General features: G+C 35.3%; 24 protein-coding genes, 3 pseudogenes and 1 other annotated feature. Of the genes and pseudogenes, 17 read left to right on the forward strand and 10 right to left on the reverse strand.

Going from position 1 to position 24960, the window contains the following annotated elements; genetic code table 11:
* Positions 1-570: 570 nt before the first annotated feature.
* Positions 571-924: a VOC family protein gene (locus KHA94_RS17610; protein WP_213103443.1), complete on the reverse strand. Its 354-nt coding sequence runs from the start codon at positions 922-924 to the stop codon at positions 571-573.
* A 410-nt stretch (positions 925-1334) separates the two neighbouring features.
* Between KHA94_RS17610 and KHA94_RS17615 the strand changes: the two genes are divergently transcribed.
* The 4 genes and pseudogenes from KHA94_RS17615 to KHA94_RS17630 all read left to right on the forward strand — a co-directional run bounded on the left by KHA94_RS17615 (position 1335) and on the right by KHA94_RS17630 (position 4969).
* Positions 1335-1739, forward strand: coding sequence for a VOC family protein (locus tag KHA94_RS17615; RefSeq protein ID WP_213103444.1), 405 nt, complete (start codon positions 1335-1337; stop codon positions 1737-1739).
* 136 nt (positions 1740-1875) lie between these two features.
* Positions 1876-2352, forward strand: a pseudogene (locus KHA94_RS17620) (DJ-1/PfpI family protein); the annotation flags it as partial.
* 540 nt (positions 2353-2892) lie between these two features.
* Entirely contained in the window at positions 2893-3573 is a 681-nt protein-coding gene (locus tag KHA94_RS17625) for a response regulator transcription factor (RefSeq protein ID WP_213103446.1), read from the forward strand.
* A complete protein-coding gene (locus KHA94_RS17630; RefSeq protein WP_213103447.1) occupies positions 3557-4969 on the forward strand; it encodes a HAMP domain-containing sensor histidine kinase in 1413 nt (470 codons plus the stop codon). Before KHA94_RS17625 ends, KHA94_RS17630 begins: the two co-directional genes overlap by 17 nt.
* Positions 4970-5112: 143 nt before the next feature.
* Here KHA94_RS17630 and KHA94_RS17635 read toward each other — a convergent pair.
* Positions 5113-5406, reverse strand: a pseudogene (locus tag KHA94_RS17635) (GNAT family N-acetyltransferase); the annotation flags it as partial.
* Positions 5407-5420: 14 nt separating this feature from the next.
* Here KHA94_RS17635 and KHA94_RS17640 point away from each other — a divergent pair.
* The 3 genes from KHA94_RS17640 to KHA94_RS17650 all read left to right on the forward strand — a co-directional run bounded on the left by KHA94_RS17640 (position 5421) and on the right by KHA94_RS17650 (position 8477).
* Positions 5421-5993 (forward strand): DUF5643 domain-containing protein, encoded by a 573-nt coding sequence (locus KHA94_RS17640; RefSeq protein ID WP_213103448.1) that lies wholly within the window; start codon positions 5421-5423, stop codon positions 5991-5993.
* Positions 5994-6176: 183 nt separating this feature from the next.
* On the forward strand, positions 6177-7568 hold the full coding sequence (locus KHA94_RS17645) for a S1C family serine protease (protein ID WP_213103449.1): 1392 nt from the start codon (positions 6177-6179) through the stop codon (positions 7566-7568).
* 12 nt (positions 7569-7580) lie between these two features.
* Positions 7581-8477: a peptidylprolyl isomerase gene (locus KHA94_RS17650; RefSeq protein WP_213103450.1), complete on the forward strand. Its 897-nt coding sequence runs from the start codon at positions 7581-7583 to the stop codon at positions 8475-8477.
* A gap of 51 nt (positions 8478-8528) precedes the next feature.
* Here the strand turns inward: KHA94_RS17650 and KHA94_RS17655 are convergent, their stop codons facing one another.
* The gene (locus KHA94_RS17655; protein WP_213103451.1) at positions 8529-9836 is read right to left on the reverse strand and encodes an alkaline phosphatase; all 1308 of its coding nucleotides are present in this window, start codon (positions 9834-9836) and stop codon (positions 8529-8531) included.
* Between the two features lie 284 nt (positions 9837-10120).
* Positions 10121-10498: a DMT family transporter gene (locus tag KHA94_RS17660; RefSeq protein ID WP_213103452.1), complete on the reverse strand. Its 378-nt coding sequence runs from the start codon at positions 10496-10498 to the stop codon at positions 10121-10123.
* Between the two features lie 55 nt (positions 10499-10553).
* On the opposite strand from KHA94_RS17660, the gene KHA94_RS25985 reads away from it, so the two are divergent.
* Positions 10554-10748: a hypothetical protein gene (locus KHA94_RS25985; RefSeq protein WP_249365587.1), complete on the forward strand. Its 195-nt coding sequence runs from the start codon at positions 10554-10556 to the stop codon at positions 10746-10748.
* Here KHA94_RS25985 and KHA94_RS25990 read toward each other — a convergent pair.
* Complete coding sequence (locus tag KHA94_RS25990) at positions 10736-11056, reverse strand: TetR/AcrR family transcriptional regulator (RefSeq protein ID WP_249365588.1); 321 nt, start codon at positions 11054-11056, stop codon at positions 10736-10738. The two genes, KHA94_RS25985 and KHA94_RS25990, sit on opposite strands and share 13 nt — an antisense overlap.
* 616 nt (positions 11057-11672) lie before the next feature.
* On the opposite strand from KHA94_RS25990, the pseudogene KHA94_RS17670 reads away from it, so the two are divergent.
* The 3 genes and pseudogenes from KHA94_RS17670 (at position 11673) to speG (ending at position 13712) form a co-directional block, all read left to right on the forward strand.
* Positions 11673-12860, forward strand: a pseudogene (locus tag KHA94_RS17670) (GTP-binding protein).
* A gap of 51 nt (positions 12861-12911) precedes the next feature.
* Positions 12912-13061 (forward strand): 50S ribosomal protein L33, encoded by a 150-nt coding sequence (gene rpmG / locus KHA94_RS17675; protein WP_213103453.1) that lies wholly within the window; start codon positions 12912-12914, stop codon positions 13059-13061.
* Positions 13062-13202: 141 nt separating this feature from the next.
* Positions 13203-13712 (forward strand): spermidine N1-acetyltransferase, encoded by a 510-nt coding sequence (gene speG, locus KHA94_RS17680; protein WP_213103454.1) that lies wholly within the window; start codon positions 13203-13205, stop codon positions 13710-13712.
* A gap of 110 nt (positions 13713-13822) precedes the next feature.
* On the opposite strand, the gene KHA94_RS17685 is transcribed toward speG, so the two are convergent.
* Entirely contained in the window at positions 13823-14245 is a 423-nt protein-coding gene (locus KHA94_RS17685) for an NUDIX hydrolase (protein WP_213103455.1), read from the reverse strand.
* A gap of 187 nt (positions 14246-14432) precedes the next feature.
* On the opposite strand from KHA94_RS17685, the gene KHA94_RS17690 reads away from it, so the two are divergent.
* From KHA94_RS17690 to tatC, 6 genes are all read left to right on the forward strand, one after another.
* Positions 14433-14933, forward strand: coding sequence for an RNA polymerase sigma factor (locus KHA94_RS17690; RefSeq protein WP_213103457.1), 501 nt, complete (start codon positions 14433-14435; stop codon positions 14931-14933).
* Positions 14933-15724 (forward strand): hypothetical protein, encoded by a 792-nt coding sequence (locus KHA94_RS17695; protein ID WP_213103459.1) that lies wholly within the window; start codon positions 14933-14935, stop codon positions 15722-15724. Before KHA94_RS17690 ends, KHA94_RS17695 begins: the two co-directional genes overlap by 1 nt.
* A 372-nt stretch (positions 15725-16096) precedes the next feature.
* Entirely contained in the window at positions 16097-16879 is a 783-nt protein-coding gene (locus tag KHA94_RS17700; protein WP_213103460.1) for a DeoR/GlpR family DNA-binding transcription regulator, read from the forward strand.
* A 547-nt stretch (positions 16880-17426) separates the two neighbouring features.
* Entirely contained in the window at positions 17427-19151 is a 1725-nt protein-coding gene (locus tag KHA94_RS17705; RefSeq protein ID WP_249365589.1) for a metallophosphoesterase family protein, read from the forward strand.
* Positions 19152-19226: 75 nt separating this feature from the next.
* A complete protein-coding gene (gene tatA / locus KHA94_RS17710; protein ID WP_213103462.1) occupies positions 19227-19415 on the forward strand; it encodes a twin-arginine translocase TatA/TatE family subunit in 189 nt (62 codons plus the stop codon).
* A gap of 62 nt (positions 19416-19477) precedes the next feature.
* Complete coding sequence (tatC, locus tag KHA94_RS17715) at positions 19478-20227, forward strand: twin-arginine translocase subunit TatC (protein WP_213103463.1); 750 nt, start codon at positions 19478-19480, stop codon at positions 20225-20227.
* Between the two features lie 342 nt (positions 20228-20569).
* On the opposite strand, the gene KHA94_RS17720 is transcribed toward tatC, so the two are convergent.
* From KHA94_RS17720 to KHA94_RS17735, 4 genes are all read right to left on the reverse strand, one after another.
* Complete coding sequence (locus KHA94_RS17720; RefSeq protein ID WP_213103464.1) at positions 20570-21247, reverse strand: AlkZ-related protein; 678 nt, start codon at positions 21245-21247, stop codon at positions 20570-20572.
* Positions 21248-21562: 315 nt separating this feature from the next.
* Positions 21563-22810, reverse strand: a complete 1248-nt coding sequence (tyrS, locus tag KHA94_RS17725; protein ID WP_213103465.1) for a tyrosine--tRNA ligase — start codon at positions 22808-22810, stop codon at positions 21563-21565.
* A gap of 51 nt (positions 22811-22861) precedes the next feature.
* Positions 22862-23082, reverse strand: a binding site (T-box leader).
* Between the two features lie 13 nt (positions 23083-23095).
* Positions 23096-23608, reverse strand: a complete 513-nt coding sequence (locus KHA94_RS17730) for a MarR family winged helix-turn-helix transcriptional regulator (RefSeq protein ID WP_213103466.1) — start codon at positions 23606-23608, stop codon at positions 23096-23098.
* 124 nt (positions 23609-23732) lie between these two features.
* Entirely contained in the window at positions 23733-24809 is a 1077-nt protein-coding gene (locus tag KHA94_RS17735) for a nitric oxide synthase oxygenase (RefSeq protein WP_420828180.1), read from the reverse strand.
* Positions 24810-24960: the final 151 nt, after the last annotated feature.

Below are 24960 nucleotides of genomic sequence, written 5' to 3' on the forward strand. Positions count from 1 at the left end.
TCATGGCTTGAATAAAATAGAAGAGTAGACCATAGAATCACCTTTCACTTATATCCTAAATGGGTAAGGTGAAATGAGGACTCTAAAACAAATATAGCCGGTGATTGGTTGATGGATGCTTCCATTTGCCAATCCCGGCTTTTTTAAATTTGACTTTCGATTCGATTTCAAATCGATTTGCTCCCCTTTTTTAGGCGGATCACCTTTATCCCGCATTAACGGGCAGTAAGACCTCCACTTCAAGACTTTAGGGAACTAGAAAAGGATAAGTGGGGGATCAACTACCCGTAAAAGCCCGATTGGTTCAAGTAGCATGTGGGACTAGTGTACTCATTGATCCGAGTGTATGAAGGACCTTCCGCAAACTTTACTCGTTTATTCCTCAATAATTTTACTAATGTATAAGTAGCTAAATCTAATGTCATTCTATGAAGTGATCTCATCAGCCTTTCTCTTAACAAAAAAGCATTACATAAGTCGATTTTCCAACTTTGTATTGCTTCTTATTATGCTTATGAAATATAGAAATACGATCTTAAGTTTTAAGACAGCCTCTTTTTGGCTTTTTGATTATTTTTTCATTTCGATAAGACCGATTCCAAGTCCTACAGGGTCTACTAAGAATGCAAGATAAAAGTCATCAAACTCCATCTTATCTCGTACGATCATCGCACCATTGTCTTTGGCTTTCATGATCGCTTCATCCATTGAATCAACTTCAATTTGAATACGCGTGCCAAAAGGGAAATCATTTGGCCCTTTTCCAATTCCGCCGTTAATTCCGGGTTTATCATCTTTCCCGGTGGTAACAGCCCAATAATCCCAATGAGGCTCCGCAACATCCCAACCAAAAACTTTCGAGTAAAATTCAGCTGCTTTTTCAGGCTCCTGACTGCTTAGTTCGAATCCTATTACTCGTCCCATTCTAATCCCTTCCTTTCAAAAAATTGTTATTCTATTGTTATTCAGCAAATGTTGGAATTCACCTCTATGTTTCCACCTTTTTTGCGAATATCTTTAAATTTGGAAACTAATGAAGTTTTGTTTCCACTTTTCCACGATTATTTTAAAAAATGGGAAACTATTAGTCTTTTGTTTCCACCTTTTTTGCGAATATCTTTAAATTTGGAAACTAACGAAGCTTTGTTTCCACTTTTCCACGATTATTTTAAAAAAAGGGAAACTAGTATTAATTTAAGGGTATTATATTTAAAGGAATATGCCTTAGAAGCTATAATGAAAAAGTGGTAGCTGAATGAAAATATTTCAAGAATATCGAATTGAAACTACTAATAGAAAAAACAGAGAAGAAAAAATTTTGGAGGTAATACACAATGGAAAAAATAACACCATTCTTGATGTTCCAAGGAAATGCTGAAGAAGCGATGAATTATTACACTGCTTTAATTGAGGATTCATCAATAACCAGCATCATACGTTATGGTCCTAATCAAGGAGGCCAAGAGGGAAGTGTTATGAAGGCGACCTTTTCATTAAAAGGCCAAGAATTTATGTGCATCGATAGTAATATTAAGCATGAATTTACGTTTACACCTTCATTTTCCTTGTTTATCACATGTGATAACGAAGAGGAAATCGATAGACTATATGGAAGTCTATCTGAAGGCGGCGGTGTTCTTATGGCATTAGATAACTATGGCTTTAGTAAGAAATTTGGTTGGATTAACGATAAGTTCGGCGTTTCTTGGCAGCTTACTTTACCGATCGAAATAAGTTAAAAGAATCGTCCTTTGAATAAAAAAGGAGCCTCTATAATGAATAGAAAAAAAGCATTATTATTATTGTTTGAAGGTTATTGTGAATTTGAAATAGCGACAGCGATCTCTATGCTAAGGGGATACACATGATTTATATACAATGGCTTTAGAGAAGAGTCCTTGTAAATCTGAAGCAAGATTGAATACAATTCCTGATTTGACAATAAAAGAAACCCTTCATTCAGAATATGATGTTCTCATCATTCCTGGGGGAGACTTACGACCAATAGCGTATGCAAATGAATTATTTGAATGGGTTAAAAACTTTGCAAAGCTAGGAAAAGTGATTGGAGCAATTTGCAGTGGGGTATACGTTTTAGCCAAATCAGGAGTTTTAAAGGATATTCCCTATACAGTCACTTTATCTAAGGAACAAAGGAACTTTTTAAATTGTTTTGATGAAGAAAAGTTTAGTTATGAACCGCTAGTTAAAGAAAAAAATATCATAACGGCCCAAGGCCATGCTTATGTAGATTTTGGGATTCAGTTAAATAAAATGATTAGAGACGTACGTGACGAATCAATAGATTTTTACATTGGCAAAAGAAATCACTACATGGAAATGGATGATTAGAAAAAATTAAGAAGGGCATGGCGAACACCAAGTTTTTCTAAAATCCTCTTTAGATACATCAAAGAGAACCATACTATAAGTAATGATGAAAATGACTATTGCTATTGAATTATCATTGTAGGTTTTGTAAAGTGAGCACTCAGCCGAGGGAGTAGTCTTCTCTCGGCTATTTGTATTTAAAAAAATATTAACTGAGGATAGATTAGATGCCTAGGTGACCAATCGTGAAGGGAAAATGAAAATCGGTCACCAAAGTACAAACACGACCCACTCGGTCACAAAGAAGAGCTCAATGTGACCGAGAAGAGAAAACCGACATCGAATCGGTAACCAAAGCCAATGAATGGAGCCCAATCACAAAGGAATTCGCAAAAAGACTTGGTGAGCACCAAGTTTTTCTAATATTTTATCGCAAAATTAATATTTGACATTTTTCTGACGTAGTGAATTGTTAAAGTGAATGAAATAGACAAGAATAAATGTGTAGAGGTATGATGAGTTTAGTAAAGTAACTCATATACTTTTTCAGGGAGATAAGCGATGAAGAAGATATTAATTGTTGAAGATGAAATTCCTATTAGCCAAGTGTTAAAGGTTTATTTGCAAAAGGCGAATTTCGATATAGTACAGGCTTTTAATGGAAATGAAGCGCTTGAAAAGTTCGATATGTATAATCCTGCTTTGGTATTGCTGGATGTCATGCTGCCGGGGAAGGATGGCTGGGCTATATTAAATGAAATTCGTAAAAAGAGCACATGTCCTGTTATTATGCTGACTGCTCTCAGTGATGTGAATTATCGATTGAATGGCCTGAATGGCGGAGCAGATGATTATATACCAAAACCATTTATCGCCGATGAAGTGGTTGCAAGAGTAAATGCTGTTTTAAGAAGATCAGATATTAACGAAGGTCCGAAAAAAAGCTTTGGCCAATTGCAAATTGATCTTAAAGCTCATCGTGTTACGATTGGTGGAGAGGAAGTTGAACTTACACCACGTGATTTGTCATTGCTGATGTTTCTATCGGAGCACCCCAATCAAACCTTCACTCGAGATCAACTCATTGAGCATGTATGGGGTTGGGAATATGAAGGCAGTGATCGTGCGGTTGATTTAGCAATAAAAAGATTAAGAAGGTCACTCCATAAATGGCCAGAGACAGAAGGAGAAATAAAGACACTAAGGGGATTGGGGTATCAATTTTGTGTATACCAAAGATAATAAAAGAGTACCATTAAGTAAATTTTGGACGAGCCGTTATTTACTCACCTTATGTATTGGCCTTATTGTCATAGCGATTATTTCTGCCATGTGGATAAGGCATACTACACTTCAGCATCGATTAAGCATGACGAAATTATTAGCAGAGGAAATGGCGAATCGCATCGTTGATATTAGTGAAGGCCGACCAATTCCAAGAGATGAGCTTTCTGGATTATTATTGGATCGAGGACAGATTATGGATTATAAAAGTGACCCTTCAATATATATAGTGGATAGTATGGGAACCATTCTCTCAAGTAATAGGCCATCAGACCGAATGTTTCGGCAGTTTCCACAAGCTATTTTGGAAGATAAAGATAATGTTCAAAAGTTAAAGCTTGATGAAAAGCGTAATTTCTATGTAGTAAAAGAAGAAATTGAAACACAATCAATATTTTTAGGCTGGGTTATCATTATTGAATCCGAAGATAATTTAACTAGCGTGAATCAAGAATATCGGCAATTAGCAATTATGATTATCGGTCTTGCTCTTCTTGGCTGGGCAGCGGTCTATTACTTATCAAGACGATTATCGAATCCAATAAAAGATGTGGCAAGAGCTGCCAAACAGGTTCAAGAGGGTGATTATAATATACATCTGCCTGACGATATGAAAGTGCAGGAAGTTTATGAACTCGTTAACTCTTTTAAGGAAATGTCAACACGTCTTCAAAAGCTAGAAACACTGCGAACAGAATTATTAGCAGGCGTAACACATGAATTAAAAACACCAGTCACTTCGATCAGCGGGCTGCTGCAGGCATTAAATGATGAAGTTGTAACAGGAGAAGAGGCAAAAGAATTTTTGGCGCTGTCTTTAATCGAAACAACTAAAATGAAAAAAATGGTGGAAGACCTGTTAGCTTTTAATACCTTTGCAGCAAATGCTGTTCCAGTAACAATAGAAAAACGTAACATTAATGAACTATTAGCTGAATCTATCCATCAGTGGGAGATTGTTCAGGATGACGATCTAATTGATTTATCTGTAACTCTGCTTAATGAAAGCAGGGAGATACATGTAGATCCAATTCGGCTTCAGCAGATCATGACAAATCTCCTTAATAATGCAAAACATGCGATTGAAGGTCATGGAAGTATTATGGTGAATGTTGCTGAACAATCGGATCAAATAACAATTGATATAAAGGATACAGGTACTGGAATACCAGTAGAGGAACAAGACCTTATCTTTGAACGGTTTTTTAGAGGAGAAGGGAAGAAGTATAAAGTAAGGGGGCTTGGATTGGGCTTGCCATTTAGCAAGATGATTGCCCAATCATTAGGAGGCGATCTCCTGCTAATTTCAAGCTCCTCCGAAGGAACGACATTTAGAATTATTCTGCCAAAGTAAAATTTTTCACTGTGTTATTCGCTTTTAAAAGGAGCTTGAATGATCATTTCAAGCTCCTGAATTATTTTCATTTATTGTGCCTTTGATTGAATAAGAAAAGCTCTCCTCCTACTTAAGGGTGAGCACTACATATTTTCGCTCAATTAACTTTCTTTTTCCCACTCATTTTTATGAAGGGTATAGTGGTAATACTTTTGTTCTTTAATTTCAATATCACCAATAAAATGGAACCCGATCTTTTGGATAACTTTATTTGAGCTTACATTGTCTATTCGTGCAACGGCATTCAAAAGCTCAACATTCGTATTCTCAAACAAATAGTTAATCAATCCTTTTGCTGCTTTTGTGGTATATCCTTTATTTCTATAATGCTTTGAAATAGCATAACCGATCTCTCTATTAGGAGCAGGCAATTCTTCTTTGATCCCAGTATAACAAGTATGTCGGTTTAATGACGTCCAGCGAATTTAGTGAAGCTGATCTAGACAATGTCAAAGTAAATTGGGAAATTGGCAGTATAACTATTCCAGAAAATGATAAGGAAATTAAAGGAGATTGGGACTTTGCTTTTTCAATCGATGCAACAGAAAGTAAATCAAGCTTGATAGGCCAAAGTGTAAAAGAAAAGGGTGTACAAGTAAATATAGAGAAAATATCCGTGACTCCAGTATCCTTTGTTATGTACTATGATCAAGTCGTTTCCGAGGAAATTCGCAATAAGTGGCAAGGTACTTATGTAGATTTAGAAATAAAAGATGACTTAGGAAATGTATATACTGGTGAAGGAAATGGCGGATCAGGCAAAGATGGATATTATATGAGCTGGAGCAAAACTTTTGAAAAATTAAACCCAAATGCAACGAAGCTAATCGTCACTCCTCATGTAACGAACTACAGCTCTGAAAATCAGACCTCTATGGAAATGACAAAAGATGGTCCTAAGGAAGTAAAACTGCCTGAAAAACCGGGTAAAGGACAAGAAGAATTTGTTTTAGAAGACATCATAATTGAATTAAAGAAATAACTTAATACCTTTAATGGACTGTCTTATTTTTATAGGACAGTCTTTTTTATTTCCTAAAAAAAACAATCTTTGACATCTTCCTGACACATTCAACGTTTAAAGTATAACTTGTAAGGCAGCAACCCAGTACTTATCAAAAGAACAAATCGAATATATATATTAATTAGGAAAGCGGGGATTGAGATGAAAGAGGACAGTCAATTTAATAATGAAGAAAACCAATTTACTGAAGACAGCTCACTTAATGAGGAAGGCCCATTTAATGAACAAAACCAACTTCATGAGGAAAGCCCAATTAATGAAGAAAACCAATTTAATGAAGATAGTTCACTTAATGAGGAAGGCTCACATAACGAAGACAGCTCACTTAATGAACAATTCCAGAAAACTGAACAGAGTCGTTTAGAAACAAAGCAAGTAAAAAACTCTAAGGTTAAAAGCCTCTTAATGACTGTATCAGCAGGTGTAATTGGATCAGTTTTAACATTAACAGCTGTAACGTATCTTCCTAATTTTAATAATGATGCACCACAGGAGGAAGTTTCTCAAGCTGCATCAGCCAATCCATCTTCTGGATCTCCAGAAGTAAACAATGTTTCAACGAATTCCTTAGCTGACATGATCGAGCAGGCATCAAAGGCTATTGTTGGTATAACCAATATTCAGCAGCAAAATAACCCCTTCTTAAATCAAACAGGTGGAGAATTTGAAAGTGGATCAGGTTCTGGAGTCATTTTTAAAAAGTCAGGTAATACTGCTTACATTGTGACAAATAATCATGTTATTGAAAATGCAAATAAGATTGAAGTTACTTTAGAGAATGGTGATAAAACAACAGCTGAATTAATTGGAACAGATGCTTTAACTGATATTGCGGTATTAAAAATTTCAGATGCTAAAGACGCAGCTGTTCTAGATTTTGGCGATTCCTCGAAGGTCCGCGCTGGTGATCAGGTATTAGCTATCGGGAACCCACTTGGACTTGATTTATCAAGAACGGTAACTCAAGGGATTGTCAGTGCGGTTAATCGCTCCGTAGAGGTTTCTACTTCAGCAGGAAATTGGGATGTAGAGGTTATTCAGACAGATGCTGCCATTAATCCAGGGAATAGTGGAGGAGCTCTAATTAATACTTCTGGCCAAATGATTGGTATTAATAGCATGAAAATTGCCGAAAACGGTGTAGAAGGATTAGGATTTGCCATACCGAGCAATGAGGTGCAAAAGATTATTAAGGAAATTATGGATAATGGACAAATTGTTCGTCCTTATCTTGGTGTGAGCTTAGCAGATCTAAATGAAATTCCAAGATTCTATTTTCCAGATCTCCCTAGCTCTGTGACAAAAGGGGCAGTTGTAACAACAGTAGACCCAGATGCCGCTGGTGCTAAAGCCGGTCTTCAAGTACAGGATGTCATTGTGTCAATCGGCGGTAAAGAAATTAACGATTCTAATGACCTCCGTAAAAATTTATATAATCATTCCATCGGAGATAAAGTGGAAGTTGAATTTTACCGAGATGGAAAATTAAAGTCAGTAAAAGTTACTTTAACAAGTAAGCAACTGTCATATTGATAAGGAGAAAAAATGAAGAATAAAGAAAGAGTAATTTGGATATCAGCTTTAATGATCATGATTGCCTTGGTCATTACATTAATCGTCTTCCCAAATAAGAATGTAGCAAGTGTAAACGGAGAAAAAATTACTAAGGATGAACTTTACGACCAGCTTGTCTCTCAAAATGGTCCAGAAATGTTAGATAAGCTTATTATGGATGAAATAATTAAACAAGAAGCGAAGAAGGAAAAGATCGATATTAGCCAGAAAGAGATCGATAAAGAAATGGAAAAATATGCAGAACAATTCGGTGGAGAAGAGGCATTTAAGGAAATTCTTAAATCAAACGGAGTCGAATATTCGCAATTTGAAAAGGATATGGAAATCTTTTTGGCTACAAAGAAGCTGCTAGAGCCTAGAATCAAAATTACAGATGATGAAATGAAGACCTATTTTGAAGAAAATAAAGCTAGCTTTGCTCAAGAGGAGCAAGTACAAGCAAGTCATATTCTAGTTAAAGATGAGAAGACTGCAAATGAAGTAATCAAGAAAATTAATGCTGGAGAAGATTTTGCTAAATTGGCAAAGGAATATTCAACAGATGCATCAAATAGCGAATCCGGAGGAGAATTAGGCTATTTTGGACGCGGAGATATGGTTGAAGAATTTTCAAATGCTGCGTTCTCTCTTCCAGTCGGTAAAATTAGTGACCCAGTGAAGACAGAATATGGTTACCATGTAATTAAAGTAACGGATAAAAAGGAAGCTAAAGAAGCAAATTATGAGGAATCCAAAGAGGAAGTAAAAGCTGCCATATTCGAAACAAAAATATCATCAGAGTATTCCACTTGGTTAGATGAAAAACATAAAGAATATGAGATTAAGAACTATTTAAATGGAAAAAGTAGCGAAGAGGAAAGTGAATAGCAGGAGCTTTACGACAAAAGGTTGACTTAGTCTTAAGTCAACCTTTTGTATTTAAAAATTAATATTCATTGCTTTTGCCATTAATTTAGGTAAATCAGTGTTATTGTGCAACCCACTAAAAAGATAAGAGCTAGGTCCGAATGCATATAGAGGTACATCAGTGCCAGTATGGACTAAGCTTGTCCATCCAACAAGTGCACGTTTTGAAATGACTTCATTAATGGCAATGGCCGGCTTTGATGCTGTTTTTATTTTTTGAACTTCCTTATCTGTTAAATCAATTTTAGCATACTCTTTTATTATTTCATTGATATTGCTGCGGTCTGCATTCAATTTGCTTTCCATAAAATCACCTGTAGCTGTTACATTTCGGAGGATTTCTAGGTTGGCATCATACTTACCGTACCCGCCGACTGACATCCCACCCGTGTCATGATCTCCAGCAATAACAACTAAAGTATTTTTATCCATTTTTGCAAATTCCAAAACTTCTTTTAATGCATTTTCGAAGGCCTCAATCTCTTTCATCGCCCATGCCGCATCATTAGCATGTCCAGCCCAGTCAATTTGGCTTCCTTCAATCATTAAGAAGAAGCCATTTTTATCTTTTTTAAGTACATCAAGCGCTTTTTTGCTCATTTCAGCTAAGCTAGGTTCCTTTGTTTCGTCCCGATCTAACTCAGGTGATAAGCCTACAGTAGCAAATAAACCGATTAGCTTGTCTGTTTTCCCTGCCATTTCCAACTTTTCACGGTTATTAATAATTTCATACCCTTTATCTTTTGCGATTTTTAATAAAGGTTCAGTAAAATATTTTCTACCGCCGCCGAGTAATACGTCTACATCATTATTTATTAATTGTGGAGCGATATCCTCTTCATTGGCACGAGAAGCAACATGTGAAGCAAACACGGCAGGTGTGGCATGAGTGATGGAAGCGGTCACAACTAGTCCAGTAGCTTTTCCTGCCTTTTCAGCTGCTTCTAAAATCGTTTTCAACTCTTTTCCATCAGGTGAAGTGCTAATCATCCCGTTATTTGTTTTTACGCCTGTTGCCTTTGCTGTCCCAGCTGCTGCTGAATCAGTTACCTCTGAACTAGCCGAATATGTTTTAACCATCCCGACTAACATGGAATCCATAAGCGATTCTCTCCCTTTATACCAACGATAGTTTGTTACATAAGAAGAGGAAAAGCCATCAGGAATCATAAATATGATATTTTTTACCTTTCCATTACTAGGATTCCTTACTTTCGCTTCTGCAATTGGAGTTGAAAAAGACCCCACTAAACCACCAACAACAAATAAAGATACGACAGCAATAGGTAAAATTTTCTTTTTAAGCCCCTTTTTAAACAATCTTTTTCCTCCTACTTAATAGATAGTCAAACCAATTTAATTTTTGCAATTTACCATGGTATTAAGGTGAAGTGAAAGTGATGTAAATAGTTTCTAAAAGGTTTGTGTTTATTAGTCTAGATGATTAAGGAGATTTTTATGTAGAGTTTGAACAATTTTTTATAGAGTGACTAATTCCATGCAATTAATATGGGATTTTTATCGCAGATTAACGGGCAGTAAGACCCCCACTTCAAGGTTGCGAGAGAATCAAAGAAACCTAAGTGGGGGATCAACATAAAAGATTATTCTTGTGAGCCTGTCTCCATCTGTTGGCTTTTTGCAAGAGACTGTTCAGTGTTCTTTTCACTATCACCGATATTAAGTCCAATTACGCCTAATATAATTAATAGGATAGAAACCGCTTTAATAAGATTCATCGACTCATGAAAAGCATAATACCCGATAATGGCGATAGCAGCCGTACCGAGTCCTGACCAAATAGCATATGCGACACTGACAGGTACTTGTTTTAATGAAAAATTTAAGCATGTAAAGGCTAATAAATATAAAACAACCATTAACACTGACGGCCAAACCTTCGTAAAACCATTTGATAGCTTCATTGATACAGTGCCAGCTACCTCAAGCAGAATCGCTAGCATTAAAAAAACCCATGCCATCTAATATCACTTCCTCTATAAATATTTATTTTCCTTTTGTGGAGTAGCCAATCCATTGATTAAGACATCAACCATTGATTCTAGAGTATTAATGAGGGATTCTGGTGAGCTCATCAAAAACTGTGGGTCAAAAATGGCTGTTGATGCCCCACGCATCATTTGGATAATGCTTGGCACATGGACAGGGCGAAGCTCGCCATTTGCAATACCTTGCTCAATAACAGCGGTTACCGTTCCTCATTCTTCTTGAAGCTGCTTGTCAATTTTCACCCATTCTTTTGGGGCATAACGCTTCATTTCTGCTAACAATCGTGCATCTCCAAACTGTAGTCCACTTGGAATGATTAATAATATCTCTTTTAATTTGCCAACGGTAGTCAAGTCGTCGTTTTCATAGATCAATTTTTCTATTTCTTTTACTTCATTGATTGCATCATCAACGATAACGCTAATCAAATGCTCCTTAGACTCACAATGCTCATAAATGGTCCGCTTACTAATTCCGAGATTTGCGGCTAGATCATTCATTGTAAACTTTAATCCTTTCTGAATGATCAATTCCAGGACAGCCTGATGCAACCTTACTTTGAAGGAAATTTACCCCTTTATAAAACAATAAAACTAAAATGTTTTTATTGGTACCAAAAAAGTATATGAAAATACGCAGTGTTTTGTCGAATTTAACCTTTAAAAAATGTTTGATGAAAACAGACAGAAAGTAACCGTCTGCATATAGTAGTTGTGTATAAAAATTTTCCCAAAGTATTCATTAATTAAACCACTCAAAGCCGTTCATTTTGTATGTTGTAGAATAAACATTTTTTGAAGGCTATTTCGATGCTGTTAGCCTATAAAAAAATATTTACTTTCTCAAAACACAGGAGTCCTTTTCCAGGTTGAGCGAACTAAAAAGATTTAATTCTTTTTTGATAGGAAAATTTATATTTTAAAAAAACTTGCATTAATAAAAACAATATTATAATATTTAAATCGGAATCATTACGTTTTACAAAGGGTTATTTTATTACCTGAAAAGGTAAAAATGAAATACAAATTCAAAAAAACAACCTAGAGTTAATTTAATCATATGGATTTGAACCTGTAAGTGAAAAAAGAAGAGTAAATGATCTCTTTTAAATCGTAATGATTTTGATTAAAACAAAGAGGTGAAAGAATAGTGAAGAAAATACCAGTTACTGTGCTAAGTGGCTACTTAGGATCGGGGAAAACGACATTATTAAACCATATATTATCGAATCGTGAGAATAAAAAGATTGCTGTAATTGTGAATGATATGAGTGAAGTAAATATCGACGCCTCGATGATCAAGCAAGGAGGCTTTTCACGAACAGATGAGAAATTAGTTGAGCTTCAAAATGGCTGTATATGCTGTACATTAAGAGAAGACTTAATGATCGAAGTGGAAAGACTTGTTCAAGCAGGGAATATTGACTTTATCTTGATTGAATCAACCGGAATTTCAGAGCCAATTCCTGTTGCCCAAACATTTACATATGTAGATGATAGTCTTGGAATAAATTTATCGGAGTATTGTCGTCTTGACACAATGGTAACTGTGGTGGACGCTAATCGATTTTGGCACGATTTTGCATCAGGTGAAAGCCTGCTGGATCGAAAACAAGCAATGGATGAATTAGATACTCGTGAAGTAGTCGACTTACTAATAGATCAAATTGAATTTGCAAATGTATTAATTTTGAACAAGGTTGATTTAGTAGATAACGAAAGTGTAAAAGAACTTACATCGGTTCTGCAAAGGCTAAATCCTGATGCATAGATTATAGAAAGTGTCCATGGAAAAGTTGAATGTAATGAAATCTTGAATACTCATTTATTTGATTTTGAAGAAGCAAGTCAAGGAGCAGGATGGATGAAGGAATTAAATGAAGAGCATACTCCAGAAACGGAGGAATTTGGCATTTCTTCCTTTGTCTATCGGAGGAGGAGACCCTTTCATCCTGAGAGATGGACGAACTGGCTAGAAGATTGGCCAGTCGATATTGTTCGTGCAAAAGGCTTCTTTTGGCTAGCAACTCGGAATGATATGACAGGTCTGCTATCGCAAGCAGGTCCATCTATCATTCTGCAAGGAGCAGGTGAATGGCTTGCTGCTTATCCTGAAAAGGAAAGAGAAATGATTCTGAAGGAAACTCCAGAGCTTCTTGAGAGATGGGATGAAGAGTTTGGAGATCGAATGACAGAACTTGTTTTCATTGGAGTTGAAATGAAGCAAGAGGAAATTGAGGCTTCATTAGATGCATGCTTATTAACAGAAGAGGAAATGCAAATAGACTGGATGAAATTGAAAGATCCTCTTCCTCCATTTACGGCATCAGCTTAGTTTCACAAATATACACGCTACCTCTAAATAATAATGAAGGAGATGTTTATCATGAGAGTAAAAATTACGTTAGCTTGTACAGAAACAGGTGAACGAAATTACATTACCACAAAAAATAAAAGAAATAATCCAGAACGTATTGAGTTAATGAAATACTCACCAAAGTTGAAAAAGTATACTCTGCACCGTGAAACAAAATAAATTACTTTAGATGGATTTATGTTTGTAGCTCCAACTGAACATCCTTGTTAATAAACGGTCAGGCTTTGTCTTTGATAAAAATACAATAATTTCTGTATAATGGTTATGATAAGAAGAAATTAACTCGGAGGATAAAACATCATGAGTGATGAAGTTAAGCTAAGACCACTAGAGAGAGTTGACTTAGGGTTTGTTCATAAACTTAACATCAATGGAAATATCATGTCATATTGGTTTGAAGAACCTTATGAGTCATTTGTAGAATTGCAGGATTTATATGATAAGCATATTCACGATCAAGGTGAACGGCGATTTATAGTGGAGAAAAACGGAGAAATGGTTGGGCTAGTTGAATTAGTTGAGATTGATTATATTCATCGGAGGGCAGAATTCCAAATAATTATCGATCCGAATTATCAAGGCCACGGCTATGCAAAGTCTGCAACTGGGCTAGCGATGGATTATGCATTCTCTGTATTAAATATGTACAAACTTTATTTAATCGTCGATAAAAACAATGAAAAAGCCATTCATATATATAAAAAACTGGGATTCCACTTTGAAGGTGAATTGATTGATGAGTTTTTTGTGGACGGCGAATATCATAATGCCATAAGAATGTGTATGTTTCAGCATCAATATTTAGGATGAGATTGAAAAATTGTCTCAAAGGATAAAAGACAGAGCAGGGAATTAGTTTATCACTCTGCTCTGTTTTTTTTCATGGTAGATGGTGTGGTTTAGGTAGCCATGCGGGTTTTCTATGAATAAATAATTGAACACAATTTTTTTAATGCAGTTTGATTAGGTTCCCACTTTAAATATGTTAAATCCTCTTCCTCTGAACACCATTTGTATATTTCAAGTTCATCGGATATCCTCACTGAAGGAATATTTTTAACCTCAACCCCAAAGCAAATATCTTTCATTTTCATCGGAATATTATTTTTAATAGCTTGAAATATAAAAGAATGATGTAAGTCGATTATCGCCTCTACTTTTATAATCCCAGCCTCTTCATAAATTTCTCTTCTTACTGTTTGCGTAGGATGCTCATTATGCTCAATCCCTCCGCTTACTGGTTGCCAAAATCCTCCTCGAGTTACAGCTCTTTTCAAAAGTAAAAATGAGGGATAAGGAATTTTTGTATAAATGAAGGCTTGGATGTTTACTCGATGTATCATTGGAGAGCTCCTTTATAATGTTAATTAGATTCCTTTTTGAAGTAGCCATCATCTAAAATGTTCTCTTTAAAATATTCCTAATATGATTCTATACTTTACATAAAATTTCCTTTCTTTTTTCAAAAAGTGAAACAAAAGTTTTGGATACACGACTAATTGTTTGAAGTGAATGAACCGGGGGATAAAAATGTCTAACAGCAAGATTAGTGAATGGTTTTATGAATATAGCAATGATATATATCAATTTCTTATCTATTATCTTGGCACAAGTGATGTAGAGGATCTAGTTCAGGAGGTTTTTATTAGAGCAATAAAAAGTGTGGACCATTTTGCAGGTAAATCAAGCCCGAAAACTTGGTTATTCAGCATTGCGAGGCATGTTGCCATTGATGAAATCCGAAAAAGGAAAAGAAGAAAAATGAAGGATATTCTGATGATGAGACCTCATGAGGATGAAGCATTAAATAATCCTGAAAAAGTATTCAATATGAATGAGTCAAATCAAGAATTACATAGGGTTATCCAAACATTAAAGAGCAATTATCGAGATGTGATTATATTGCGTGGTATAAAGGAGCTGTCAATAAGTGAAACAGCGAATGTTTTAAATTGGAGTGAAGAGAAGGTTCGACTGACATTTCATCGAGCGATTAAAGCTCTAAAAAAAGAGAAAGAGAGGTTCCTATAATGCAAGAAGATAAGCAAATTGAAATTATGAATGAATTAAAATCCCTTCCAAAGCCAGTTCTTCAGCATCATGTGCAGGAACTAATTCTTAATGAAATTCAGCAGTTTGAATTCACTTATAAGCGAAAGAAATGGTGGAGTATGATCATGAAACGTACAGTTGTTAGTTTCGTAACGGGAGCAGCAATTATTTTTTTAAGCCTAATAGGATTAGAATTTTATCAAGATAAATCTAGCTTAGAGAGAAATTCTACCAACTCACAACAGGTCATTAAGGACAGTAAAGATTCTGAAAGCATAGCCATTAGTGAAAAAGGAGAATATTATGATTCTATTTTAAAAGAGCATCAGGTTGCGTTAGATAATTTGTATGTTTGGATCCCAGAACGAAAAGAAACGGTTGTCATTGACCGTAAAGTAAAGGATGGCATTGTCGTTGTGACAATAAGAGATAAGGATTCGAATGAGCTCTTGGTAACATACGGGGAGTCATTTGGAGAAGAGAGTCAGAAAACAGTATATAAAGAAATCCAAAGAGATAAGGTCAGGATAAAGCTCCAAGCAGATGTGGAAATTGATGTAAAAAATAATAATATTAAGCAGGTATTGGATACAAATCTACAGTTTGATCCTCCGGTATTTAATAATGAAAATGTACGCATGTTTGTTCATGGTAATAATGCGACAGGATTACCACCTGCAGATAATGTAACAATAAGTGCTTATATGAATGGGGAATGGGAGGATGGTTTGAATAGAGAAGCCTTTGTGATAGGTGTAATTCCTAAGTGATAAGATCAAGTATCGTTTTTCATAAATGTCCTTTTCTAAGAAATTATGATTACATGACATTTATTATAAGTCACAGATAATTATGTAGATAACTTATATTGTTTAGATGTTACTTTAAAATGAAGCTTTAACCAAATATTAAATAAATGAACAAATAGAAAGAGTTTGTTTTGAAAAAGCTTGATCAAAACACGCTCTTTCTATTTCTTTTTTATAAAAAAATTAATCTTTCTGAAGAATGTTTGAATCTACGATTAAGGGATTTATTTGTATATATTAACAAAAAAAAATGAGTTTTGTTGTGAAAATATGCAAATTTGTGTTATTTTAGTAAAAACAAGTAGTGCTTATTTACTAAAGTGGGTGAAAATATTGTTAGCTCATGAGCGTCATGAAAATATAATGGAAAACTTGCGAAAAAATAAAATAGTAAAGGTATCTTCGATCACAAAAATGTTTGGAGTATCTACTGAAACAGTCCGCAGGGATTTAGAATATCTCGAGAAAGAAGGATATTTAAGAAGAATACGGGGAGGCGCGGTATTAGATAATGTTAGCAGTAAAGAAATCAATTTTTCATTACGGGAAACTAAGAATATTGAGGAAAAAAAGGAAATAGCGAAAATTGCTGCACAATTTGTTACAGAAGGCCAATCCATTGCTTTAGATGTCAGCACAACCAATACCGAATTCGCGAAGGAATTAAAAAGCAGATTTCAAAGACTAACAATTTTAACAAATTCCTTAATCATTGCCAATGAACTTTCAGAAATGCCTCATTACACAATTATGATGCCTGGTGGAGTAATTAGAAATGAAGAGTTATGTCTTGTAGGTTCGATGGCGGAAGAATTTTTTGAAGGATTTCACATTGATACGTTTTTTATGAGCATTAGCGGTATTTCCTTGAGGGAAGGGCTGACGGATTATGGGTTAGATAAATACCAAGTGAAAAAGAAAATGCTTGAAAATTCTCAAAGCTGCATAGTGTTAGCGGATAGCAGCAAATTCGATGTTTCATCTTTATTGAAAGTCTGTCATTTCGAAAAGATCGAACGTATTATTTCTGATTCAAAGCTATCTGAAAAAATACTGCAGAAATATAATAAAGAAGGTATTGAAATCGTGAATAAGTTAATTGTTGAGGAAAAGTAACCTTCTACTTTTCCTCTTTTTTTGGCTAACAGAAAGTTTGAGTCTATTAACGTACTAAAGTAAAGTGTGTGTTCATTTAAATATCTGCTAATAAGATCGCATAAAGAAAACTCGCCGATTGACGAGCCTTGGAAAGGCGAAGACAGAGGCGTAGTTGCAAAGTTTAAAAATAGATTGTTTCTATTTTTGAAAGCATTCAAAATTCACCGTAAGAGCAAATGTGTGTAAATGTTTCATTTTGTGTTATTAACAAAAAAACAACAATAATTCACACTCGATTTACAGTATATCAATAATTTTTGAGTATTATTAATTCTTGCAAGAAGTAATTTGTGCAAAAATGTTTCATTTTGTGTTATTCGGAGGTGGGTATCAATTGTTATTTATTCCCATGATAATGTGGGAAAGAAGGTTTAATTTTCATGGGATTAAAGGTGCTTTGTTAGGTGAAGATGGTACTTTATTACAATTTAATACTACATTGTTAAGTGACCTTTTTCCTTGGAATTAAAATAAACTATTCTATCATTTGAGAGGAGTAATAATAATGAAAAACGATAAATTGAACCATGAAGATGAAAAAATGTTACACGATGATCTTTTTAAAAAGGAGTTGGATAGACGGACCTTTTTAGGGGGAGCAACCAAAGTTGCTGGAGTTGCTTTAGGATTTTCTCTAGTAAACTCATTAAATAGTTTATCTGTGAGTGCTGCATCTAACACTCCTGTTATAGGTTCAAATGGAAATATACCAAATCTAGTTTTTCCTGTCATAAGTGATGTTCATATTCAACGTCAGAGCGATGATTTTTTAAATAAGTTTATTACTACATTAGAACAGTTAAATAAAGTTGCTCCTAAGCAAGATGCTTTTGCCGTTGTTGGAGATTTAACGGATTTGGGACTTGTAGAAGAATATGATAAGTTTATGTCTGCTTATAATCCACGAAAACAACCTCAAGCAGTTTCTATGTTTGCTATTGGAAACCATGACTACTGGAATGGTTTATCAGCAGCTGATTCTCAAAAAAGGTTCAGTGAGAAAACAGGGATGGAATCGATTTTCTATCATAAGGTAATCAAAGGTTACCATTTCATTGTTCTTGGTACGGAAGATGGCAACACATCTGGGACCTTTTCAGTGAAGCAAATTGAATGGATGGCTGAACAATTAAAGATAGCAAATGCTGATGATCCGAAAAAACCAATTTTTGTCTTCCATCACCAGCCTATCACAGGAACCATTTATGGAAGCGAATGGGGCTTCTCTGGAAATAGAGATCTTTTTTACAATACTTTGAAAAAATATCCGCAAGTAATCTCTTTTTCTGGTCATACCCACTATCCATTAGATGACCCTAGAATCATACACCAAAAAGATTTTACTTCTATTGGGACTTCAACGGGTGCCTATTTGTGGATTGATAGCGGAAGAATCCAAGGGGAAGTACCTGAAGGGGCCGATTTCCTTAATCAAGCCTTAATTGTAGAGGTTTATAATAACAAAGTAATCATTAAACGCCGTGATATTCATAACAATAACTGGACAGGTGAACCATTCGAAATCAGCTATCCTGCTGATAAGCATAATTTTAAATACACAGAAGATAGAGACAAAAAGGCACCTTTCTTTACAAAAGATGCGATGCTTTCCATTGTGAATGAAAAAACGACTGCTACCAGTTTAGCCATCATGTTTACTCAAGCTAAAGACGATCTTCTTGTACATGACTATAAAGTAGTTGCAAGAAATGTAGAAACAAATGAAGTAGCGAAAGAATTTCTTGCTTTCTCAGAGTTCTATAAAGATCCTGTACCAAATCCATTAACATTGCCAATTGACGAATTGAGGCCAAACACTACATATGAGATTGAAGTACACGCTCTTGATGCATACGGAAATGTAAGTAATAATTCTTTAAAAGTATTAGGAAAAACGTTGGACGGTGTAGTAGAAGAAGTAACCATTAGCTTATCCAAAAATGTTTTAAATGGAGTAGAAGATACAGTAGAGGTTACGGTAGAAAATGCTAGAATTCCAAAAAGTGATTGGATAGGTTTATATGAAATAAATGATGAACCGGGACCAATCGCTTCAATATGGTGGATGTACACTCAAGTAACAAATGGAACGTGTAAGTTTACTTATAATCCAAAGAATAATATGTATCCAGGAAGATATAAGGAAGGTTCAACGTATAAATTGGTTTATTTCTATGGCAGCGGTTATGATGCTGTTGCATCAACAACATTCACTGTTGGCAGTAAATAAAACTAGAAATGAATGAAGTTCCTCTAACTTTTGGCTGTTGATAAAAATAGAATAATTTATTAAGGAGGAGACACCATGCTTCAAAATATCGGTATTCCAGGATTAATATTAATCCTGATCATTGCTTTAATCGTATTCGGTCCATCTAAGTTGCCTGAAATTGGACGTGCTTTCGGTAACACACTTAGAGAATTTAAACACTCTACTAAGGAATTAGTGTCAGACGAAAAAGAAGAAAAAGAAGAAAAAGAGGAAGTTAAGTAAATGAAACGAAGATGTAAGTAGTAAGCTTACATCTTCTTATTTTTTAAATAAGGAGAAATAGTATGCCTATTCAAAAGTTGCCTTTGACAGGTCATCTCGAGGAACTTAGGAAACGGATTATCTATACTTTGATTGCTTTCATCATTTTTTTTATCGGTTCCTTCATTTATGTGCAGGATATTTATACATGGCTTGTTCGTGATCTTAACCATAAATTGGCTGTATTGGGGCCAAGTGAAATTATTTGGGTATACTTTATGCTTTCAGCTGTAGTCGCGATTGCTCTTACCATTCCAATTGCCGCTTATCAAATATGGAGATTTGTTAAACCAGCGCTTTCTGATAAAGAACGAAAAACAACGATTTCATACATTCCCGGATTGTTTATCCTTTTTATCGCTGGTTTGTCTTTCGGTTATTTCGTTGTATATCCAACGGTTCTTAACTTTTTAATTTCCTTGTCTGAGGGGCAATTTGAAACGATGTTTACATCTGAAAAGTATTTCAAATTCATGATTAATTTGACACTGCCGTTTGGATTTTTGTTCGAAATTCCGCTAGTGGTTATGTTCCTGACTTCTATTGGCATCATTAACCCTATGATTCTTTCGAAAGCTCGAAAGATTTCTTACTTTATAATTGTCGTCACTTCTTGTATGATTACACCGCCTGATTTCCTATCAGAAATATTAGTAACAATACCTCTTATAGTTTTATACGAAATTAGTATTAACTTGTCAAAAATTATCTATCGAAAGAAACAGAAGGAGCAATCGGATAACGAAATAAAAATGGAGCAAGTGTCTTATTGAAAATCGAATACTTTTGGCTAATAGGAAATTTTAAGTTTATTGACTAAAGTAAAGTGTGTGTTCAATTAAATATCTGCTAATAAGATCGCATAAGTAAAACTAAGGCATTCGCCAAAAAAGACTTGGCGAACGCCAAGTTTTTCTAATCGTCTCAACAGGTAAAGGCCGCGCTAGGACAGTAAATCCAAGCGCGGCCTTTCAAAATATTTTGTGTGTATCTTTTTCCATACTGGTTATGTGAAAGCGTTAGTTTCCCTATTGATTCATCTCTCTCCCGATATTAATAATAACTTATTAGTGCTCGAAATTTAATTTAGGTAGTTCGTCCTTTTCTGTATTTTATCAAAACTTAAATATTTTCCCGAAGAAAACCATAGCTTCCGGACTAGATGTCTGGGCTAGGCGATCGTAAAGATGTCGCTTCGCTTTTTCGGTTGTTAAATTGCATTTGCTGATATTGGCATTGTTCATCCAATACTCAGCTGTTTCATAAGAGGTGCTGCTCCAACCGTTTATTTCACCCGCTTCGTTTGTTTTTTCTTTTACTCCTGCAATAACAATATCAAAAGATCCTTGAAGCTCTAATAATGCCTTATCAAATGGCTTCTTCCATTCCTTATCCTTCATACCCGCCATCGCTCTTAATGCCCTTGTCTCAATTCCTTCTTCTTGTTTGATGATTGAAAACAATTCCTTCATTTCTTTTGAAATTAATCCATCGTTATATCGTTCTTCTAGCGAATTTTCACTTCCAACAATAGCTTGAATATAGGGAAAGAGATCACTAGAAATAAATACGGCTTTCTTCTTAATAAATTTCCCGTAAGCAGCTGTTCCGTCTGCAGGAAAACGAACTCGCCATTTCCATGGATCCAATTCGGTATCAGTGTGCCAAAGTTCAGCAGCAGTGATGCCACTGAGGGAAGGGTGATTAGGGATAAGTGGCGCTAAAGGAAGAATCCCAGCTTCTTCTATAATCCGAACGGCTTCATCATAATCTCGAATTTTTATATCTTGCATCTTTTTCCGCTCCTTGCTTAAGGTTTTGAAAAAGGAATTCTGCATTTATGAACAAAGTCCTTCTTCTTCGGAAAAAAACACAAAAATACGCATGGATTTTTACCATCCATGCGTATTAATATTTAGTTTATCGCAGATTAACGGGCAGTAAGACCCCCACTTCAAGTTTGCGAGAGAATCAAAGAAACCTAAGTGGGGGATCTACTGCCCGTAAAGGCCCGATTGGTTCAACTAACCATCAGTGGGGGATGAAAGAAACCCCACTGATGTAAGTTTCACTTTATCATTACCCTTTGCAAATAAAAAGCTTTGATACTAGTTTAATCTTATTTTTACAAACTTCCGCTTCCCAACTTGCACAATTAAGTTGTCTGTCATTGAAACGACTAATTGAATATCAAGAACCTTTTCTTCATTAATTTTGATTCCGCCGTTTTGAATCATTCTTCTTGCTTCGCTTTTCGAACTCTGTAAACCGAGGATTGTAAGCAATTCCACAATCGGAACTTGTTTTTCTCCTTGCCATTCCACTATGGGAATATCATCAGGGATCGAACCTTGCTGGAACACAGCAATAAACTGCTGCTTCGCCTTCTCAGCTGCCTCTTCACCATGAAACATTCTGACAATGGTTGTACCTAGGAGCATTTTGGCGTCTCGTGGATGTAATTCTCCACTGAAAAGCTCCTTTATAATGATTTTAATTTCTTCTGGTGGCAAATCCGTTGCTAACTCAAAATATTTTTTCATTAATTCATCAGGAATGGACATCGCTTTTCCAAACATTTCTTCGGGAGCTTCATCGATTCCAATGTAGTTTTTCTTCGATTTAGACATTTTTTCAACACCATCAAGACCTTCTAATAATGGCATTAACAAGGCAACCTGCTTTTCATTTCCAAACTTTTCTTGAAAGTGTCTGCCCATTAAAATATTGAAATGTTGATCTGTTCCACCTAATTCAATATCATTCTCCAAGACAACTGAATCATATCCTTGCATTAATGGGTAGAAGAATTCATGTAGGGAAATTGGTTTTCCGAGAGCAATCCGTTCTTCAAAATCATCTCGTTCAAGCAATCTGGCAACCGTAATTTTCCCAGCTAAATTAATTACTTCTTCAAAGCTTAAGTTTGATAGCCACTTCGAATTATAATGGAGCTCTACCTTTTCCATTTCCAATACTTTGCCGAATTGCTCGAAGTATGTTTTGGCATTGAATTTTACTTCTTCATCTGTTAGTTGCTTTCTTGCAGCTGATTTGCCAGTGGGGTCACCAATTTTTCCTGTGAAATCTCCAATCACTAATTGAATAATATGACCATTCTCTTGAAACTGCCGAAGCTTATTTAAAACAACCGTATGGCCAAGGTGAACATCTGGTGCAGAAGGATCTAATCCTAATTTAATTTTAAGCGGGTTATTCAACAATACGGATTTTGCGATTTTATTTTTTAACTCCTCTGTTGGAATAATTTCCTGAACACCGAGAGAGTACATAGCCATTTGTCTTTCAACTTCGACTAATTGTTCTTTTGATAATTGCTCGATAAAATTCTCCATGATTCCGCCTCCAGTTTATTAAAAAAATATATAAAAAAACCACATCCCTAAAAAAGGGACGTGGTTGATTGCACGCGGTACCACCCTTGTTGAAGAATTCAATTCTTCCACTTATACGAATAACGGCTCGTCCGTTCTTTGCTAGTAAAGCTTAGGTTCACAAAGAAAGCTCAAGGAGGTAATTCGCTATTATCTTTGTACCGATTCGCACCTGCCATCGGCTCTCTAAAACAGGGAGATAATAAACTACTTTATCCTATCATTGCATTTTATAAAATTAGTTATCTAAAAGTTGTTACTTCTTATGATTCGTCTTAAAAGTGTAGCTAATAATGCTTGTTCATCAATGGATAGATGGCTGACTAGGTCAATTTCTCCTTGATGGAATTTTGGGTATAATTCCTCCATTGCCTCTATACCAGCTTGTGTAATGGTAATAAAAACATTTCTTCTATCATGGTGATCGACTTTTCTAGTAACGAATTCTTTTCTTTCTAACGTATTTGTAATATTGCTTACAGTGGCTTTTGTGACTCCTAATGATTGAGATAGCTTTTTTGTTTCCATAGAACCTGAAATCCAAAGATCGTATAGCAGGGAGAAGGCTGTCCACGATAATCCGTATTGTCCAAGAACTTCTCGCTCCATCTTTAGCTTTAGCCCTTGTGCACTTCGATATATGTTAGTAGCGACAGCAATGGCATTAAGATTTAATGATGGTAAAGATATATTGCTTAACCTATTTTTTGTATCAATTTCCTTTGGAAGTAATTCTCTATCTTTGTTAAAGTTACTCATTTGATCATCCTTCAAGTTTTCACAATCGTTAGCTATGAAACGATTTTAGCAAAAGAATGGAGCATCTGCAAGTAGAAAAAGAAAAAGCCAACAAAAATATGTGGCTTTTTCTTTTTCAAAAAAATTAATAAGGTAAAGGCTGAATAAAATAATTCGGTGATTTTGTTTCATTATTATATGGCTTATGAAAAATATGTGTTGCAGCAGGAGAAACTGGAGGAATGAGCCATGTCCAGTCTCCTGTTACAGATCGTCCGCACTCTGATTCTTTTTCCTCAAATCGTTTAAATTGCTGTGCTGCTGTATGATGATCAACGATACTGACTCCAGCCTCTTTGTATGAATATATGATAGCAGCATTCAACTCAACTAATGCTCGGTCCTTCCAGAGAGAACTATTTCTGCTTTGATCTAATCCCATTAATGAGGCAATTTTCGGAAGCATATTATATCGAAAATCATCAGCTAGACTTCTTGCTCCGATTTCAGTACCCATATACCAACCATTAAAAGGAGCGGCGGAATAATTAATTCCTCCTATTTCAAGACTCATGCTCGAAATAATCGGAACAGCATACCATTTAAGCTGCATATCTTCAAACCACACATAGTGAGGATGACGTATAGGAACCTCTAGGATAAGCTCATTAGGTATTTCAAACATTTGCGGGCTGTTATCATTCATTTGAATAACTAAAGGAAGTACATCAAAGTGCGTCTCATTCCCCTTCCAGCCAAGTCCAGTACATATTTCGGTAAATGCGATAGAATCAGGATCACCTATAATGCCATCTTTTGTTTTATAACCGGCATAACGTATTAATTGATGATTCCATATCCTGACTGATTCCTTGTTCTTTTTTTGGCGGAAAATAGTAATGGTGGGCCTTATACGCCCTTGGTTTGTAGCATATTCGATATGCTCAAATAAAGCATCTCGAATGGATTCTTCCGTACTTAAATCTCGCTTATCAAACACCTTTAGACTTTCCCAAAATAACCTTCCAATGCACCGATTGCTATTGCGCCAAGCCATTTTAGCTCCATGCTCTAATTCTTCTGAAGTGTGCTCATAATATCCGACTCTATTTATTTGCTTTTTAATTTGATGCAAACGATTGTCTATTTCTTGTTCACTCTTATTTAACTCATAATAGCAGTTTCGAATAAATTCTTCTGCATCTTTATATAAATCCGTAATCAAACGTGAATCCTCCTTGCTGAATGACTAGTCTGATTATACCATAAGGAATTCGTTCGTTTCCTGATGGATAGTTTGTGCAAATTCGTTTAATAAAAGTAATAAAGTCTTTTTTGATCAAAAATCTTTTCTTGAAAAATGTACGAAAAGG

Source organism: Cytobacillus citreus (assembly GCF_018343665.1).
GTDB classification, from domain to species: domain Bacteria; phylum Bacillota; class Bacilli; order Bacillales; family Cytobacillaceae; genus Cytobacillus; species Cytobacillus citreus.